Here is a 13,197-nt window from a genome sequence, read left to right as displayed (position 1 = left end):
CTGCTCGGACCATCATCCCCCTCCGCTGCCGCGATCCCCTCTGCGGCCCCCGGCAGCCGGCTCCCACCCGCCGCCCCTGCCTACCCCGGCCGGGGCCGCCGCCCTGGCAGGATGGCGGCATGGAACGAGTGCTTGGCATCGGCGGGTACTTCCTGCGGGCCGCCGACCCGACGGCGCTGAGCGCCTGGTACCGCGAGAGCCTGGGGCTGGACGCGGACGAACACGGCCTCTGGCACCAGCAGGCCGGGCCGACGGTCTTCGCCGCCTTCGACTCCGGAACCGACTACTTCGGCTCCCGCACCCAGCAGACCATGCTCAACTTCCGTGTCCGCGACCTGGACGCGATGCTCGCCCAACTGCGCGCCCACGGCGCCGCCGTGGCCGAGGAGACCCAGGAGATGGCGGGCGTCGGCCGGTTCGGCTGGGTCACCGACCCCGAGGGCAACCGCATCGAACTCTGGCAGCCCGCCTGACCGCGTCCCGCTCCGGAACGGGATGACCCCGGCGCGGAAACGTCGTGACTTACGCCCGGCAAATACCTTGCCCCGTAAGGGAAGTGGGGTTTTCTGGGGGTGCGTATCGGGGGCATGCCGGATGTCCGCCGGCGGCGCCGGGCCCGAGACTCGACCCATGCGCATCACGCGGGCCGGTTGGGCCATCATGACGATGCTGTCCACGCTGATCGTCGTCATCTCCGCCAAGTACTTCCGCCTCGACCCGGAGGCGTTCTTCGAGGAGCAGCGCGACACCTACCTGACCCACCAAGTCCCGCTCGCCATCCACATCTCCGGCGCCATCACGGCCCTGGCCGTCGGCCCCTGGCAGTTCTCCAAGCGCCTGCGCGCACGCAAGCCCCGCTGGCACCGCCGCATCGGCGTCGTCTACCTGCTCGGCTGCCTGACCGGCGCGGTGGGCGCCCTGCTGCTGGCACCCGTCGCCTACGGGGGAGCGGTCTCCGGACTCGGCTTCGCCTGCCTGGCGGTGGCCTGGCTGATCACCGGCGCCATGGGGCTGCGGACGATCCTCGCCGGCCGGGTCGCCGACCACCGCCGCTGGATGATCCGCAGCTTCGCCCTCACCTTCGCCGCCGTCACGCTGCGCCTCATGGTGCTCGCCGCCACGACGGCCGGCCTGGGCCTGCGCCCCGCCTACACCGCCGTGGCCTGGCTGTGCTGGGTGCCCAACCTGCTGCTGGCCTGCTGGTTCACCCGCACCCGCACTCGTACCCGCACCCGTCGCGCCGGACCGGCCGCCCCGGCTTGAGGTGAGGACTGCTCGGGTCTCCCCGTCGGCGATGCGTCGATCGAACGCCGGCGCCCGGGAGACGCGGCGGGGCCCGGCCCGCCGGGTGCGGGGCGGTTGTTAGCCCGGCCAGGCAGCGGCGTTCCTCCGCCCGAGTAGCCGGACGCTCACCCGGGCAGCGGGCGCCTCGGTCCGGGTACGGGTCGGGGCCGGCGCGGGGAAACGGCCCCCGCCGACGAAAGCCCGACCCAGAACTCCAGGAGGCCGAACATGGCCCGCATCAAGCCCCTCGCCCTGACCGCCCTCGCCGTCGTCGGCGTGCTGGCCGCGAGCACCGCGACCGCCGCCGCCGAGGCGAAGCCCACCGGCAAGCCCGTCGGCAAGCCGGCCGTCGTCATTCCCCACAACCCGACCACCACCAACCCCCAGCTGCTGGCCGCACACGACCAGGTCACCGGCGACTGGGTCGACGTGGCCCCGGGCGAGAACGGGTACGCCTACGTGACGTGTCCGTCCGGCGAGGTGCCCACCGGCGGTGGCGGCCAGACCAGCGCCTACGCGATCTTCTTCACCGACTCCTACCCGGACGGCAGCTCCTGGGTCGTGCGCGGCACCAACACCGGCAGCGGGACCGAGTCCATCCGGGCGACCGCGGTCTGCACCACCCCCTGACCCGGGGCTGAGCGACCCGGGCCCGGCAGCCGGGCCCGGGCCGCTCCACGTCCGGCGAGGGTCACCTCGGCGAGGGTCACCTCGGCGGGGGTCACTTCGGCGGGGGTCACTTCGGCGGGGGCAGCAGCCCCAGGTCCGAGACCGGTCCGAGGTGGGCGAGCTTGTCGGGGTTGGACACGGCGTGGACCGCCCGCACCGCGCCGTCGGCGTCGATGTCCAGCCCGATGACGTTGACCACGCGCTGCTCGGCGTCGTACAGCACCGCGCCCGGGCGGCCGTTGACCCACGCGGGGGTGAGGCGGGCGCCGAGCCGGCGGATCCGGCGGAAGCCGCCGACCAGCAGTCGGGCGACGCGCAGCGGGTCGGTGACGGAGCGGCCGAGCGCACGGGCCTTGCCACCGCCGTCGCCCTGGAAGACCACGTCGGGGGCGAGCATGCCGAGCAGCGCCTCCGGGTCCCCGCCCTCGGCGACCTCGAAGAAGCGGCGGGCCAGCTCCTCGCCCTCCGCGCGGCGGGCCGGAGCCGGAGCGGCGGTCCCGTCCCCGGCGACGGCCAGGCGCTTCCTGGCCCGGGCGAGGATCTGGCGGCAGTTCGCCTCGCCGCGGCCGACCATCCGCGCGACCTCCGGATAGCCGTACCCGAACGCCTCGCGCAGCGTGAACACCGCGCGCTCGACGGGGGAGAGGGCCTCCAGCAGCACCAGGAACGCCATCGACAGGGTGTCCGCCAGCTCCGCGTGCTCGGCCGGGCCCGGGCGGGCGGCGGTGGTGACGACGGGCTCGGGCAGCCACTCGCCGAGGTAGGTCTCGCGGCGTACCCGGGCGGACTTCACGTGGTTGATGCCCAGCCGGGTGACGGTTGTGGTCAGGTACGCCTTGGGGTCGGTGATCACGGTGCCGGCCAGGCCGGCGCGGGTGAGGCCGAGGAAGGTGTCCTGGACGAGGTCCTCGGCGTCGCCGACCGAACCCGTCATCCCGTAGGCGATGGAGAACAGCAGCGGCCGGTACCCGGCCGCGCCCGCCATGTCCGCCGAACCCGCCGAACCCGCTGAACCCGCTGAACCCGCTGATCCCGTCATGGAATCCCCCTTTCCCGACCGTGACCGTGGCCGTGACCGGCAGGCTATCCGAGGCCCCTCGCGGCGCACGGGCGGGCGGTGTGGCGCAGGTCACGGCGTCGGACCGGCGGGGGGATGTCACAAAACGGCGGGCCGTTCTGTCTCAAGGGGCGACAACGGGACACCGACCGAGGAGCAGCCGTCATGGAACCCCGCCTGAACCCCTTCACCAGCCCCGTCATGGGCAAGGTCTTCAAGCACGTCATCGCCGCCCACAAGCCCATCGCCGAGTCGAGCCTGCCGTACGCCGTCCAGGAGTTGGTGCGGCTGCGGGTCAGCCAGATCAACGGCTGCGGCGCCTGTCTCGACATGCACTACAAGGAGGCCGTGCACGCCGGCGAGGACCCGGTGCGCCTCAACCTGGTCGCGGCCTGGCGCGAGGCCACCGTGTTCACTGACGCGGAGCGCGCCGCGCTGGAACTCGCCGAGGAGGGCACCCGGCTCGCCGACGCGGCCGGCGGGGTGAGCGACGAGGTGTGGGCGAACGCCGCGAAGCACTACGACGAGGAGCAGTTGGCGGCGCTGGTGTGCGTGATAGCGCTGATCAACGCCTTCAACCGGGCGAACGTGATGACCCGCCAGCCCGGCGGCGGCTACGAGGTCGGCATGTACAACCACTGACCGCTCGCGCCGTACGCCCACCGGCCCTCAACTGTGCTGCCACACAAGGCCGGTGGGAGCCGCGGCCGGAACAGGTCCGGTCCGCCGCCCGGGCGGGGGAGAGGGTTTCGTGTGCGGCGCCGTCCGGCTCACCGCCCGCCGGGCGCCGTACGCCCGAGGCCTCCGGGCGAACGTCCAGGGGTCGCACGGCAGTTCGCCGGCCTCCCCGGAGCCCGTCCGTCCACCTCCGTCACCGCTGCCTCTCTTTCGAGTGATCAACGGCGTGACACCCGCCCCGACGGCCGGAGATGCGACAAGGTGAGCCGGACACCTCCGTCGTATCAGAAAGGGACAGGTGGGTTCCGTGGTGACTCGGACAGAGCGCGACCACTTCCAGGCGATGTTCAAGAGGCTGGACGTCGACGGTGACGGAGTGATCGAGCAGGTCGACATCGACCAGCTGGTCCACAAGGTGCTGCGGCGGGTCGGCGCCGGCGAGCCGGGCACCGAGACCTGGCGACGGGTGGTCGGCCTGGGCAACCGGATGTGGCAGGAACTGCTCGACGGCACGGACGCGAACGGGGACGGCAGGGTCAGCGCCCGGGAGTTCGTCGCCGCCTACCGGCGGCCCGACTTCCTCGACCAGGTCGCGGTGCCGTTCGAGCTCGCGATCCTGGAGGCGGTGGACGCCGACGGCGACGGCAGCATCTCCCTGGCGGAGTGGCTGACCTGGCAGCAGGCCAAGGGAGTCGCCTCGAACGAAGCCCTCGGCGAGTTCCAGCAGATCGACGCCGACGGCGACGGCCACCTCACCCGGGACGAGTGCGTCCAGCACATCAAGCAGACGTACACCACCTGAGGCCTGTGCCCCGAACGCGGCTGGGCCGTAGGGCAGTTCGCCGGCGGCGAAGGCGGCGGCGAGCTGCCGGCTCCAGTCGGACGGCCCCGGTGCCGTTCTGGCGCGTGATCACCGTGTGGAGGTCCTGTCCGCAGGAGGGCGGTGGAGTTCGGCGGGCGGGGGAGTTCAGCCCAGCGCCGCCTCCACCGCCCGCGGTGTCCAGTGCCCGGCCGCGCCCGGGCGGGTGGCGAGGTAGCCGGCCGTGCGCCAGGGGCCCCAGCCGTGGGACTCGGCCAGGCCGGCGGCCAGGGTCCGCAGGTAGGGCCGGGTGGGGGCGTTCAGCTCGGCGCCGGCCACGCCCCAGGAGGCGGTGAAGGTCAGCAGCGGCCTCCCGTCCGACTCGCCGACGTGCAGCAGGGTCTGGTAGCGGCCCGGGCCCAGTTCGTCGCGCCCGGTGGCGAGCACCGGGGCGAGGTCGAGGTCGGTGCCGGGGGGGCGGCCCATCTCCTGGGCGGCGACGTCGCTGAACTGACTCAGCGTCATCAGATAGGCACAGCACGGGACTTCGCCGCACCCGGCCGGGTCGTAGAAGGCCGAGCCGCCGCCCCAGGTGCGCGAGCGCCCGGCGAAGTACAGCGTGCCCGGCAGCGCGGTCGCCACCGCCCGGCGCGGCGGGCGCCGGTCGCGGGCACCCGGTTGGTCCTGCGCCCCGCCGTCCGGGCGCCCGCCGCGCAGGTAGCAGGCGAGACGGGCGGCGTGCAGGTTCGAGCCGTACGCCACGTACCAGACGAGCATCCTGTTCTCTCCCACCGTCGCGGCCCCGGCACCGTCGCCGTCCTGGTAGTCGGCGATTCCCCCTCACCGGCGGAAACGATCGAAATCGCGCGAAATGTCATTCGATTCGCGCCGTCGTCGACCCCGTACGGCATCGATGATGAGAATCTCCTTTGATCGCACCCCCGCTGCATCCAGCCGGCTCCCAGCACGGTCATGGTGGATGGGCGCGCGTCCCGGAAGGTGACAACGGCACCGTACGCGCCCCCCCAGGACCCCGGAGCCGAGGAACCCCACCCATGGACGCACGCCCCGAAACGGCCGGCCCAGGCACGCTGCACCGCCCCCACCCGGGCCGCTCCGCGGCGGGTCGGCCGGCGGCCCAGGCCCCCGGCCCCCGCAGCCTGCTCGACATCATCGCCGCCACCGCCGACGCCCACCCCGACGCGCCCGCGCTCGACACCGGCGGCACCGTCCTCGACTACCGCGCCCTGCTGCACGAGGCAGACACCCTCGCCGGCCTGCTCGCCGGGCACGGCATCGGCCGCGGCGACCGGGTCGGCGTCCGCATCCCCTCCGGCACCGCCGACCTGTACGTCGCCATCCTCGCCGTGCTGCGCTGCGGCGCCGCCTACGTCCCCGTCGACGCCGACGACCCCGACGAACGCGCCGAGCTGATCTGGCAGGACGCCGCCGTCTGCGCCGTCCTCGGCCCCGGACGCGCCGTGCACCCCGCCCCCGCCGCCCGCCCGTCCGGCCGCCCCGCCTGGCCCGCCCCCGCCGACGACGCGTGGATCATCTTCACCTCCGGCACCACCGGGCGCCCCAAGGGCGTCGCCGTCACCCACCGCTCGGCGGCCGCCTTCGTCGACGCCGAAGCCCGCCTCTTCCTGCCCCGGCAGCCCCTCGGCCCCGGCGACCGCGTCCTGGCCGGCCTCTCGGTGGCCTTCGACGCCTCCTGCGAGGAGATGTGGCTCGCCTGGCGCCACGGCGCCTGCCTCGTCCCCGCCCCCCGCGCCCTGGTCAAGGCCGGCACCGACCTCGGCCCCTGGCTCGTGGCCCGGCGCATCACCGCCGTCTCCACCGTCCCCACCCTGCTCGCCCTGTGGCCGCAGGAGTGCCTGGACGCCGTCCGCCTGATCATCGTCGGCGGCGAAGCCTGCCCCGCCGAACTCGTCGACCGCCTCGCCACCGGCGGCCGCGAGTTCTGGAACACCTACGGCCCCACCGAGACCACCGTCGTCGCCACCGCCGCCCGCCTGACCCCCGGCGAACCCGTCCGCATCGGCACCCCCCTCGACGGCTGGGAGATCGCCGTCGTCGACCCGGCCGGAAACCCCGTCCCCTGGCACGCGAGCGGCGAACTGCTCATCACCGGCGTCGGCACCGCCCGCTACCTCGACCCCGCCAAGGACGCCGAGAAGTTCGGCGCCCACCCCGCCCTCGCCTCACCCCGCGTCTACCGCAGCGGCGACCTGGTGCGCAACGACCCCGAAGGCCTCGTCTACCTCGGCCGCGCCGACGACCAGGTCAAACTCGGCGGCCGCCGCGTCGAACTCGGCGAGATCGACTCCGCCCTCCAGGCCCTGCCCGGAATCCGCGCCGCCGCCGCGGCCGTCCGCAGGACCCCGGCCGGCACCGACCTGCTCGTCGGCTACCTCGTCGCCCACCCCGGCACCACCTGCGACCTCGCCGCCGCCCGCCGGCAACTCCTGGAACGCCTGCCCGCCCCGCTGGTGCCCGTCCTCGCCCTCGTCGACTCCCTGCCCACCCGCACCTCCGGCAAGGTCGACCGCGCCGCCCTGCCCTGGCCGCTCACCGGCACTGCCACCACCGGCACCGCCCCCGCCCCCGCCACCCCGGCCCCGGACGGCACCGCCGGCCGGCTCGCCGCCCACTGGGAACGCCTGCTCGGCACCACCCCCGGCCCCGACGACGACTTCTTCGCCCTCGGCGGCTCCAGCCTCACCGCCGCCCGCCTCGTCTCCGACCTGCGCGCCGGCCACCCCGGCGTCTCCGTCGCCGACCTGTACGCCCACCCCCGCCTCGCCGACCTCGCCGGCTACCTCGACACCCTCGCCGCCACCGAGCCCGAGGAGACCGTCGCCACCGCCGCCGTCCGCCACCGCACCGTCACCCGCACCCCCCGCAGCGCCGGACTCTGGCAGACCCTCCTGCTCCTCGGCATGTTCTCCCTCGCCGGACTGCGCTGGACCCTCACCCTGATCGCCCTCGACAACCTCACCGGCAACCACCTCGCCTGGGCCCCGCACAGCTCCTGGTGGCCCGTCGGCGCCGGCCTCCTCCTCTTCCACAGCGCCCCCGGCCGCACCCTCCTCGCCGCCGCCGGCGCCCGCCTGCTCACCGCCGGCATCCGCCCCGGCAGCCACCCCCGCGGCGGCCACGTCCACCTGCGCCTGTGGGCCGCCGAACGCTACACCGCCATGCTCGGCACCGCCGCCCTCGCCGGCACCCCCTGGGCCACCCGCTACGCCCGGGCCCTGGGCTGCCGCGTCGGCCCCGGCGTCCACCTCCACACCCTGCCCCCCGTCACCGGCCTCGCCCGCCTCGGCGCCCACGCCAGCATCGAACCCGAAGCCGACCTCGCCGGCTGGTGGCTCGACGGCGACACCCTCCACCTCGGCCACCTCGACATCGGCGAAGGCGCCCGCATCGGCCACCGCGCCACCCTCATGCCCGGCGCCCGCATCGGCGCCCACGCCGAGATCGCCCCCGGCTCCTGCGTCACCGCCACCGTCCCGCCCGGCGAACACCGGCACGGCTCCCCGGCCCGCCCCACCACCGACAACCCCACCCACTGGCCCACCACCCCGGCCCCCGCCGCCCGCCACTGGAACCCCGCCTACGGCGCCGCCCTCGCCCTCTTCGGCGTCCTCCCGGCCGTCGCCGCCCTGCCCGCCCTGCTCATCGTCTACCCGATGATCGACACCGACACCACCCTGACCGGCGCCCTCCTCCAGCTCCTGCCCGCCACCATCCCCCTCGCCGCCCTCACCCTGCTCTGCTACGCCACCCTGACAGCTCTCCTCGTCCGCCTCCTCTCCCGCCCGCTGCGCCCCGGCTTCCACCCCGCCACCGGCCGCACCGCCTTCTGCGCCTGGGCCGTCAGCCGCCTCAGCGACACCGCCAGGCGCACCCTCTTCCCCTTCTACGCCGGCCTCTTCACCCCGGTGTGGCTGCGCCTGCTCGGCGCCCGCGTCGGCCGGCGCGTCGAAGCCTCCACCGTGCTCGCCCTGCCCGGCCTGATGCGGGTCGACGACGGCGCCTTCCTCGCCGACGACACCCTCGTCGCCCCGTACGAACTGCGCGGCGGCTGGCTGCACCTGGGCCCCGCCCACATCGGCCGCCGCTCCTTCGTCGGCAACTCCGGCACCGTCGGCCCCGGCCGCCGGCTGCCCGACAACTCCCTGGTCGGCGTGCTCTCCGACACCCCCGCCCACGCCCCCGAAGGCTCCTCCTGGCTCGGCCGCCCCGCCTTCGCCCTGCCCCGCGTCGCCGCCACCGGCGCCGAAGAGCGCACCTACGACCCGCCCCGGCGCCTGATCTGGGCCCGCGCCGGCGTCGAACTGTGCCGGCTGCTGCCGATCGTCCTCGCCGCCCTGCTCGGCGACCTCGTCCTCGCCACCCTCCAGGAACTGCGCGACGACTACGGGCTGGGCACCGCCCTCGCCGCCGCCGGACTCGTGCTGACCTGCGCCGCCGTCATCGCCTGCGCCGTCACCACCGCCGCCAAGTGGCTGCTCGTCGGACGCTTCCGCGTCGCCGAACACCCGCTCTGGTCCTCCTTCGTGTGGCGCAACGAGCTCTACGACACCTTCGTCGAGGAACTCGCCATGCCCTTCGGCGGCCACACCATCACCGGCACCCCCTACCTGAACGTGTGGCTGCGCAGCCTCGGCGCCCGGATCGGCCGCGGCGTCTGGTGCGAGACCCACTGGCTGCCCGAGACCGACCTCGTCACCGTCGAAGCCGGCGCCAGCGTCAACCGCGGCACCGTGCTCCAGACCCACCTCTTCCACGACCGCGTCATGCGCCTGGGCCCCGTCCACCTCGCCGCCGGCGCCACCACGGGCCCGCACTCCGTCGTGCTGCCCGACTCCACCCTCGGGGCCGGCGCCACCGTCGGCCCCGCCTCCCTGGTCATGCGCGGCGAGAACGTCCCCGGCGCCACCCGCTGGCTCGGCAACCCCGTCGCCGCCTGGGACGCCGACCCCACCCCGCCCCCGGGACGGCGCCGCCGCAAGGCCGTCGCGGCGGTGTGACGCGGATCACGCGCGCGGAGCGATGAGTTCGCGGTGCGGTCACGGTCTACCCCCGTGACCGCACCGCACTCCGCCGAGAGGACCACGCCGATGACCACCCCCGCCGTGAAGGGCCCCGCCTCCTACTTCCCCTCCATCGAGAAGAAGTACGGCCGCCCGATCGAGGAGTGGAAGGACCTCATCCGCGCCTCCCCGCTCACCAGGCACATGGAACTCGTCGCCTGGCTCAAGACCGAACACGGCCTCGGCCACGGCCACGCCAACGCCCTCGTCGTCCACACCCTCGCCGAACCGGCCTCCTGAACCCGCCCGTTGCTGTGATGATCGGGGCATGAAGGCACTCGTGATCGGAGCCACCGGAACCCTCGGACGAGCCGTCGCCGACGCCCTGGAGACGACCCACCAGGTCGTCCGGGCCTCGCGCGGCGGCCCCGTGACGGTGGACCTCGAAGACCCCGCCTCGCTGGACGCCCTCTTCGCCGGCCTGCCCGACCTCGACGCCGTCGTCTGCTGCGCCGCCTCCGGCCCGCTGGTGGACCTGGCCTCGGTGACCGACGAGGAGATCCTCGCCGGCCTCCAGGGCAAGCTCCTCGGCCAAGTCGCCCTCGCCCGCCGCGCCCTGCACCACCTGCGCGACGGCGGCTCCATCACCCTCACCGGCGGCACCTTCACCGCCCCGCTGCCCGGCGGAACACTGGGCGCCCTCATCAACAGCGCCCTGGAGGGCTTCGTCCGCAACGCCGCCGCCGAACTGCCCCGGGGCCTGCGGATCAACCTCGTCAGCCCCGGCTGGATCACCGAAACCCTGCAACGCCTCGGCATGGACCCGGCCGGCGGCACCCCCGTCACCGAGGTCGCCCGCACCTACCTCAGTGCCGTCCAAGGCCCCGCCCAGGGCCTGACCCTGCGCCCCTGAACCACGCTCCCCGCGCGCGGGAAGCCGGCCCGGCCGACTCCCCGCGCGCGGCCGGCAGCAGCGCGAACACCCCCGGTGGCCGGCACCCGGCCGGCCGCGGGTGCCCGAAGCCTGCGGCCACTGCGGACCGACGGTCGGCGGGGCCCCGTTCCGGCGCCAGACAGGTCTACACCACTGCGGGCCAGGCTGACCGGATCCCGCCTCCCGCCCGCCACCCCCGCCACCCCGTACTTCTGGTGCTCAGCAGTCCCGGGAGCGCCACCTTCCACTCGGGTGGCGGGCGTCGGGTTCCGGACGAAGCCCCGGGCCCCGCTTGTCCGTTGGCGAACAGGGAGGGAAGAGTGGGTACTGCCGGCCGGCGATCGTGTCCAACTCCCTCGCGAACGAGAGGACATCGTCATGACCGACGTCTACGAACCCCCGATGCTGATCGAACTCGGCGACTTCGCGGCCCTCACCCTGGGCTTCGACTTCGGCAACCAGTCCGACGTCCACGGCTACTACCTCATTCCCTGAGGCACCGGACGTGAGCGGTCACCGACGGACCGGGTTCGTGGTCCTGCCGGACACCGACGCCGGGGCCGCGGTGGCCGCGGTGTGGGGCACGGCCCAGCGCCGTGCCCTGCACCACCCCAGCGGACGCCCCTGGATCCTCGGCCACTGGCCGTCCGGCGAAGCCGTCACCGCCCAGGCCGGACCCGTCGCCCTCGCCGTCCTCGGCACCAGCGACGCCGACCCGCACCGGCTGCGCCACCACGCCGAACGCAGCCGCGACCCGCACGAGGCACTCGCCGCGGCACACGACCTGGCCGGCAGCTTCCACCTCCTGGCCACCGCGCACGGCACCGTCGCCGCGCGCGGCACCCTGTCCGGACTGCGCCGCCTCCACCTGGCCGAGATCGACGGAGTCCCCGTCCTCGCCGACCGGGCCGACGTCCTGGCCGCCGCCGCCGGACTCACCCCGAGCACCGACCACCTCGCCCTGCGGCTCGCCCACCCGCTGCCGCACCCCGCCGACACCCTGCCGCTGTGGCCCGGCATCACGCCCGTCCCACCGCACCACACCGCCGAACTCGCCCCCCACCGCCCCGCCCGCACCACCGCCCACTGGCACCCCCCGGCCCCCGTGCGGCCCCCGGCCGAAGCCGCCACCGCCCTCGGCCAGGCCCTGCGCCGCGCCGTCGACACCCGCACCCGCGGCGGCGGACTCGTCGCCGCCGACCTCTCCGGCGGCCTCGACTCCACCCCCCTGTGCTTCCTCGCCGCCACCGGCCCGGCCGACCTGCTCACCGTCACCCTCGGCTCCCTCGACCCCCGCCACGACGACGCCGTCTGGGCCGAACGCGCCGCACACCACCTGCCCGGCAAACGCCTCGTCCTGCCCGCCGAAGACCTGCCCGCGATGTTCGCCGGCATCGACACCCCCGGCCCCCAGGGCGACGAACCGTTCGCCTGGACCCGCACCAGGGCCCGCGACGAAGCCGTCGCCCGCCTGCTCGCCGACCACGGCGCCCGGCTGCGGATCAGCGGCGAAGGCGGCGACGAAGTCCTCCAGGCCCTGCCCGCCTACCTGCGCACCCTCCTCGCCCGCCACCCCGCCACCGCCGCCCGCCACCTGCGCGGACACCGGGCCCGCCTGCGCTGGAAACTCCCCGACGCCCTGCGCGCCCTCACCGACCCCCGCCCCTACCCCGCCTGGCTCGCCCACGCCGCCGAACGCCTCACCCACCCCCACCCGCCGGGCACCACCCAACTGCTCGGCTGGGGCATCGAACCCCGGCTGCCCCCCTGGGCCACCGCCCACGCCGCCGACCTGGCCCGCGAACAGCTGCGGGCCCTGCGCGACACCCGGCCGCTGGCACCGGAACACGCCCAGCACCAGGTGCTGCACATGGTCCGCCACAGCGCCTCCGCCATGCGCCAGCTCACCGACGCCACCGCCCGCGCGGGCGTGCCCTACAGCGTGCCCCTCCTCGACGACCGGGTCCTGGACGCCTGCCTGGCCGCCGACCCCGCCACCCGCGGCACACCCTTCGCCTACAAGCCGCTGCTCACCGCCGCCGTCGCCCCCGACATGCCCGCCGACCTCCTGCGGCGCACCGGCAAGGGCGACTTCACCCCCGACACCCACCAGGGACTGGCCCGCCACCGCGCCGGACTCGCCGCCCTCATCGAGGACAGCGCCCTGGTCCGCGCCGGACTGGTCGACCCCGACACGCTCCGCCGGGCCTGCCTCGGGCTGTACCCGCCCGGCACCCCCTACGCGGCCCTGGACGCGACCCTCGCCTGCGAGCACTGGCTGCGCGCCCACGCGACGAGCCCGCACCCCCACACCCCGCCCGGTACCCAAGGAGCCTGAATGGCCGTCCAGTTGATCCCCCACGTGACCCTCACACCCACCGAGGACGGCGCCGTCGTCCTGGACGAGCGCGACGGCCGCTACTTCCAGCTCAACCGCACCGGACTGCACATCCTGCGGTCCCTGCTGGACGGCCGCACCGCCGAGGAGATCGCCGCCGACCTCAGCAACCTGCACCCGGTCACGGCCACCCAGGCGCAGGCCGACGTCGACCGGCTGCACGAGAGCCTGCGCACCGCCGGACTGGTCACCGGATGAGCCTGCACACCCACGCCACCCGCACCGACCGGCCGCCCTGGCACCGGCGCCCGGCCGCGTTCGCGGCGATCGGCGCGGCCCGGCTGATCGAGAGGCTCCCCCCGGCCCGGATCCGCCGGGTGATGCACGCGCTGCGGC

Annotated in this window: 13 protein-coding genes; 11 read left to right on the top strand and 2 right to left on the bottom strand. The window is 75.1% G+C overall.

From position 1 onward, the window contains the following. The first annotated feature begins 119 nt into the window (after window positions 1–119). The 3 genes from BU198_RS04255 (at window position 120) to BU198_RS04245 (ending at window position 1,914) form a co-directional block, all read left to right on the top strand. Window positions 120–473: a VOC family protein gene (locus BU198_RS04255; RefSeq protein WP_188295472.1), complete on the top strand. Its 354-nt coding sequence runs from the start codon at window positions 120–122 to the stop codon at window positions 471–473. Between the two features lie 157 nt (window positions 474–630). Then, a complete protein-coding gene (locus BU198_RS04250; RefSeq protein ID WP_188295471.1) occupies window positions 631–1,263 on the top strand; it encodes a DUF2306 domain-containing protein in 633 nt (210 codons plus the stop codon). Between the two features lie 249 nt (window positions 1,264–1,512). After that, window positions 1,513–1,914, top strand: a complete 402-nt coding sequence (locus BU198_RS04245; RefSeq protein ID WP_188295470.1) for a hypothetical protein — start codon at window positions 1,513–1,515, stop codon at window positions 1,912–1,914. 106 nt (window positions 1,915–2,020) lie between these two features. Here the strand turns inward: BU198_RS04245 and sigJ are convergent, their stop codons facing one another. Then, window positions 2,021–2,938: an RNA polymerase sigma factor SigJ gene (gene sigJ / locus BU198_RS04240; RefSeq protein WP_188295469.1), complete on the bottom strand. Its 918-nt coding sequence runs from the start codon at window positions 2,936–2,938 to the stop codon at window positions 2,021–2,023. 237 nt (window positions 2,939–3,175) lie between these two features. Between sigJ and BU198_RS04235 the strand changes: the two genes are divergently transcribed. Together BU198_RS04235 and BU198_RS43700 are read left to right on the top strand one after the other, a co-directional pair. Further along, window positions 3,176–3,652, top strand: coding sequence for a carboxymuconolactone decarboxylase family protein (locus BU198_RS04235; protein ID WP_188295468.1), 477 nt, complete (start codon window positions 3,176–3,178; stop codon window positions 3,650–3,652). A 343-nt stretch (window positions 3,653–3,995) separates the two neighbouring features. Further along, the gene (locus BU198_RS43700) at window positions 3,996–4,490 is read left to right on the top strand and encodes an EF-hand domain-containing protein (protein WP_188295467.1); all 495 of its coding nucleotides are present in this window, start codon (window positions 3,996–3,998) and stop codon (window positions 4,488–4,490) included. A gap of 165 nt (window positions 4,491–4,655) precedes the next feature. Here the strand turns inward: BU198_RS43700 and BU198_RS04225 are convergent, their stop codons facing one another. Then, complete coding sequence (locus BU198_RS04225; protein ID WP_188295466.1) at window positions 4,656–5,264, bottom strand: histone deacetylase; 609 nt, start codon at window positions 5,262–5,264, stop codon at window positions 4,656–4,658. A 278-nt stretch (window positions 5,265–5,542) separates the two neighbouring features. Here BU198_RS04225 and BU198_RS04220 point away from each other — a divergent pair, with 278 nt between their 5' ends. From BU198_RS04220 to BU198_RS04195, 6 genes are all read left to right on the top strand, one after another. Continuing rightward, window positions 5,543–9,526 (top strand): Pls/PosA family non-ribosomal peptide synthetase, encoded by a 3,984-nt coding sequence (locus tag BU198_RS04220; RefSeq protein WP_188295465.1) that lies wholly within the window; start codon window positions 5,543–5,545, stop codon window positions 9,524–9,526. A gap of 90 nt (window positions 9,527–9,616) precedes the next feature. Continuing rightward, window positions 9,617–9,829, top strand: a complete 213-nt coding sequence (locus tag BU198_RS04215) for a DUF4287 domain-containing protein (protein ID WP_188295464.1) — start codon at window positions 9,617–9,619, stop codon at window positions 9,827–9,829. A gap of 28 nt (window positions 9,830–9,857) precedes the next feature. Next, window positions 9,858–10,442, top strand: coding sequence for a short chain dehydrogenase (locus BU198_RS04210; RefSeq protein WP_188295463.1), 585 nt, complete (start codon window positions 9,858–9,860; stop codon window positions 10,440–10,442). A 399-nt stretch (window positions 10,443–10,841) separates the two neighbouring features. Then, window positions 10,842–10,958, top strand: a complete 117-nt coding sequence (locus tag BU198_RS04205) for a lasso RiPP family leader peptide-containing protein (RefSeq protein ID WP_188295462.1) — start codon at window positions 10,842–10,844, stop codon at window positions 10,956–10,958. Between the two features lie 10 nt (window positions 10,959–10,968). Next, window positions 10,969–12,801 (top strand): asparagine synthase-related protein, encoded by a 1,833-nt coding sequence (locus tag BU198_RS43695; protein ID WP_188295461.1) that lies wholly within the window; start codon window positions 10,969–10,971, stop codon window positions 12,799–12,801. Next, window positions 12,802–13,059, top strand: a complete 258-nt coding sequence (locus BU198_RS04195) for a lasso peptide biosynthesis PqqD family chaperone (RefSeq protein WP_188295460.1) — start codon at window positions 12,802–12,804, stop codon at window positions 13,057–13,059. It begins immediately after the preceding gene. The last annotated feature ends 138 nt before the right edge of the window (window positions 13,060–13,197 follow it).

The sequence above is a fragment of the Streptomyces sp. CBMA156 genome (assembly GCF_014596515.1).
Taxonomy (GTDB): Bacteria; Actinomycetota; Actinomycetes; order Streptomycetales; family Streptomycetaceae; genus Kitasatospora.
Note: the sequence above shows the minus strand (reverse complement) of the source record. Positions and strands in the feature narration are given on the sequence as shown.